The sequence below is a fragment of the Spirillospora sp. NPDC049652 genome, assembly GCF_040675125.1.
Classification (GTDB): Bacteria; Actinomycetota; Actinomycetes; order Streptosporangiales; family Streptosporangiaceae; genus Spirillospora.
In genome coordinates, this window is the sequence record NZ_JBFAOF010000780.1 from 1 (window position 1) to 3,516 (window position 3,516).

A 3,516-nucleotide genomic window follows, 5' to 3' on the forward strand; every position below is an offset into this window, starting at 1 on the left:
CAGCGACCAGCCGTCGGAGAGCACGCCGCCCGCCACGCTCGCCGCCGCGAACACCGCCAGGGAGGCCAGGAACATCCGGCGCCGGCCGAACAGGTCGGCGAGCCTCCCTCCGAGGAGCAGGAACCCGCCATAGGCGACCGCGTAGCCGGACATCAGCCATTGCAGCGTGCTTTCGGGCAGCGCGAGGTCGGCGCCGATCGCCGGGAGCGCGACGCCCATCAGCGACAGGTCCATCGAGTCGAGGAACACCGCCGCGCACAGCAGGACCAGGGCCGCCATCGCCTGGCGGTCGGTACGCATCACCAGAAGACTCCATCTCTGAGCAGACGATCTGCAACGAGACGGAACCGTATGTCGACAGATGATCTGTCGTCAAACGATTGGTGGTCATACGGTTCTGGTAGTCTCGGGCGGGACGACAGTGCAGGAGACCCATGCCTTCCAAGCCCGCCCGGCCGGCGTACTTCGCGTCGCTGGCCTCCGAGCGCCCGGACATCGCGATGTGCCGCGCCTCGGCGTACCTGGCCCGCGCCGCCGACGCCCACGCGGCCAGGAACGGCCTCGGCGTCGGCCAGCACCTGGTGCTGAAGATGCTCGACACCGTCGGCCCCTGCTCCCAGCAGGTGCTCAGCGAGGAACTGCGGATCGACCGCAGCGTCATGGTGAACGTGTGCGACGACCTGGAGCGGTCGGGATTCGTGCGCCGCGAACGCAACCCCGACGACCGCCGCTCCTACGCCGTCACCCTCACGGAGGAGGGGCGCGAGCGCCTCGCCACGGCCGAGAGCACCGTCCCCGCCTTCCTGGAGGAGACGTTCGCCCCGCTCACGGCCGGCGAACGCGCCCAGCTCACCAGCCTGGTCGGCAAGCTCATGCGGCTCTGACTCCGGGGCCGGCAGACGGCGCCGGGCGGCGGGGGTACGGTGCCGCCATGAACCGCCGTTCCTTTCTGGTCGCCGCCGCGGCCGCGATGGCCGGCGGCGATCTGGTGGCGGGCGGCGACGGCGTGCGGGCCGCGGCCGGTGGGGAGCCGACCCCGCTGCGGCTGGCGACCGGCGAGAAGGGCGGGCCCTACCAGGCGCTGGGCGGCCGGTTCGCGGCGGAGCTCCGGCGCGGCGGGTTCCAGGTGCGGGTGCTGGCGACCAACGCCAGCGTCCAGAACCTCGCGATGCTCGCCGACGGACGCGCCGACCTCGCGTTCGCGCTCGCCGACAGCGCCGACCGGGCCGTCCGGGCCGAGCACCGGCCGGTCGCCGCGCTCGCCCGCATGTACATGAACTACGTCCACCTGGTCGTGCTCGGCGACTCCCCGGTACGGGAGGTCGCCGACCTCGCCGGACGGCCCGTCTCCCTCGGCGCGGAGGGTTCGGGGACCGCCGTCACCGCCGAACGGGTCCTGGCGGTGGCGGGGCTGGCCCGGCCGGCGCGGCTCGTCCGGTTCGGGCTGGACCGCTCGATCCAGGCGCTGGTGTCGGGCGGGATCGAGGCCGCGTTCTGGTCGGGCGGCGTGCCGACGCCCGCGCTCACCGGGCTGGCCCGGCGCGTCCCGATCCGGCTCGTCCCGCTGGACGAGCGGCTCGTCGCCCGGCTGCGCCGCGCCTACGGGCCGGTGTACGAGCCGGCGACCGTCCCGGCGAAGGCGTACGGCGAGCCGGCCCCGGTCCAGATGGTAGGCACGGCCAGCTACCTGATGTGCCGGGGGAGCCTGCCGGAGAAGGTCGCCTTCCGGGTCACCGAGCGCCTGTTCACCAGCCGCGACCGCCTGCAGGCGCCCGAGGCCCCGGGCGGACGCCTCGACCGCCGGTTCGCGATCGGCACCGGCGCGGTGCCGCTGCACGAGGGCGCGGCCCGCTACTACCGGTCCGTCTTCGGCTGACCGTCCCGCAGGCGGACCTCCACCGCCAGGCCGCGCGGACGGTTCGCGACCAGGTCGAGCCGTCCGCGGCAGGCCTCGGCGAGCGCGGCGGCGATGGGCAGCCCGAGGCCGCTGCCCGGCAGGTCGGCGTGCGCGGGCGCCCGCCACAGCCGTTCCAGCGCCTTCGCGCGCTCCTGCTCGCTCAGCCCCGGGCCGTCGTCGGCGATCCGCAGGACGAGGTCGTCGGTGTCCAGCGTCACCGTGACCGTCCCGCCCGCCGGGACGAACTTGTGCGCGTTGTCCAGGGCGATGTCGGCGATGCGCGGCAGCGCGTCCGGCACGGCCCAGACGCACAGCCGCTCCGGCAGCCGCACCGAGAACGCGATCTCCAGCGCGTCGAACACCTCCCGCCAGGACTCCAGCCTCGGCGCCAGCTCCGCCACGACGTCGAGTTCCCGGGCGACCAGCGCACCCGCCCTCACCTCGGCGCCCGGCGCGGTCCCGGCCTCGGCGTGGGCCAGCTCCAGCAGGTCGGTCACGGTCCTGGCGAGCCGGTTCAGCTCGTCCCCGGTCTCCTCGAACTCCCGCTCGCCCGCCGGATCCAGGTACGGGCGCAGGTTCTCCAACCGGAACATCAGCGCGGCGAGCGGATTGCGCAGCTCGTGCGAGGCGTTCGAGGCGAACTCGCGCTGCCGCCGCATCGCCGCGTCGACCGCCTCGACCATGGCGTTGAACCGCTGCTCCAGCCGACGCAGCTCGGGCGGGCCCAGGTTCGCGGTGGTCCGGGTGCCGAGCTCGCCCTCGGCGATCCGCCGGGTCGCCCGGTCCAGCTCGGTCACCGGGTTCAGGATCCAGCGCGCCAGGCCGCGTGCCACCAGCACCGAGCACGCCAGGACGGCCAGCCCGGCCAGCAGCAGGGCGCCCCAGACGCCGGCGATGTCCGCGCGGGCGTGCGAGGTCGGCGCGAGCAGCAGCACCGCGCCCGAGATCTGGGCGTCCCGGCCTGACGGCTCGGCGATCAGCACGTGCCGCGGCCCGAACGGGGTCAGCGCGGGCAGCGCGTCGGTGGTCCGGCCGGACAGCGCGAGGCCGGTCGCCTCGGCGTCGGCCGCGTCCGCCGAGCCCGCCCGCGCCACCACCTTCCCGTCGCGGTCCTGGATCCACACCGAGGCCCCGTACAGCGAGGCGTAGCGCGCGATCTCCGGTTGCAGCGACCCGCGGTCGCCGGTCCGCGCGGCCAGGTCGGCGAGCTCGGCGAACCGGGTCGCGTCGGCGCGCCGGTCCAGCAGCAGCCGGCCCGTCCGGTGCGTGGCGTACGCGCCGCCCAGCGGCACCGCGAGGCCGGCGATGACCAGCACGACCAGGGTGGTCAGGACGGCGACCAGCCGGGTCCTCACGGCGGGCCGTCACCGAGCCGGTAGCCGGTGCCGACCAGCGTCACGATCAGCCCGCTCCGGCCGGTCTTGCTCCGGATGTTGCGCACGTGCACGTTGAGGGCCCGCGACGCCGACAGCGACGTGTCGCCCCACAGCGCCAGCAGGATCTCGTCCCGCGCGCACACCTCGCCCGGACGGCTCGCCAGGACCGCCAGCACGTCGAACTCCCGGCGGGCCAGCGGGACCTCCTGGTCCGCGACCGTCACCCGGCGCGCCGCCACGTCG

Annotated in this window: 5 protein-coding genes; 2 read left to right on the forward strand and 3 right to left on the reverse strand. The window is 75.1% G+C overall.

The window, feature by feature from the left end:
- The coding region (locus AB0J52_RS32410) for an MFS transporter (RefSeq protein WP_500186644.1) at positions 1 to 300 on the reverse strand (300 nt) is incomplete at its 3' end.
- A 134-nt stretch (positions 301 to 434) separates the two neighbouring features.
- Between AB0J52_RS32410 and AB0J52_RS32415 the strand changes: the two genes are divergently transcribed.
- Positions 435 to 884 (forward strand): MarR family winged helix-turn-helix transcriptional regulator, encoded by a 450-nt coding sequence (locus AB0J52_RS32415; RefSeq protein WP_500186639.1) that lies wholly within the window; start codon positions 435 to 437, stop codon positions 882 to 884.
- A gap of 47 nt (positions 885 to 931) precedes the next feature.
- Positions 932 to 1,876: a TAXI family TRAP transporter solute-binding subunit gene (locus tag AB0J52_RS32420; protein WP_500186640.1), complete on the forward strand. Its 945-nt coding sequence runs from the start codon at positions 932 to 934 to the stop codon at positions 1,874 to 1,876.
- Here AB0J52_RS32420 and AB0J52_RS32425 read toward each other — a convergent pair.
- Both AB0J52_RS32425 and AB0J52_RS32430 read right to left on the reverse strand, forming a co-directional pair.
- Complete coding sequence (locus AB0J52_RS32425) at positions 1,855 to 3,252, reverse strand: sensor histidine kinase (protein ID WP_500186641.1); 1,398 nt, start codon at positions 3,250 to 3,252, stop codon at positions 1,855 to 1,857. The two genes, AB0J52_RS32420 and AB0J52_RS32425, sit on opposite strands and share 22 nt — an antisense overlap.
- On the reverse strand, positions 3,249 to 3,516 hold a 268-nt coding region (locus AB0J52_RS32430; protein ID WP_500186642.1), incomplete at its 5' end, for a winged helix-turn-helix domain-containing protein. The genes AB0J52_RS32430 and AB0J52_RS32425, both read right to left, overlap by 4 nt.

What these genes read in the sequence shown, in the direction of transcription:
- AB0J52_RS32415 (WP_500186639.1), top strand. Translation starts at nt 435, where the DNA reads ATGCCTTCCAAGCCCGCCCGGCCGGCGTACTTCGCGTCGCTGGCCTCC.
- AB0J52_RS32420 (WP_500186640.1), top strand. Translation starts at nt 932, where the DNA reads ATGAACCGCCGTTCCTTTCTGGTCGCCGCCGCGGCCGCGATGGCCGGC.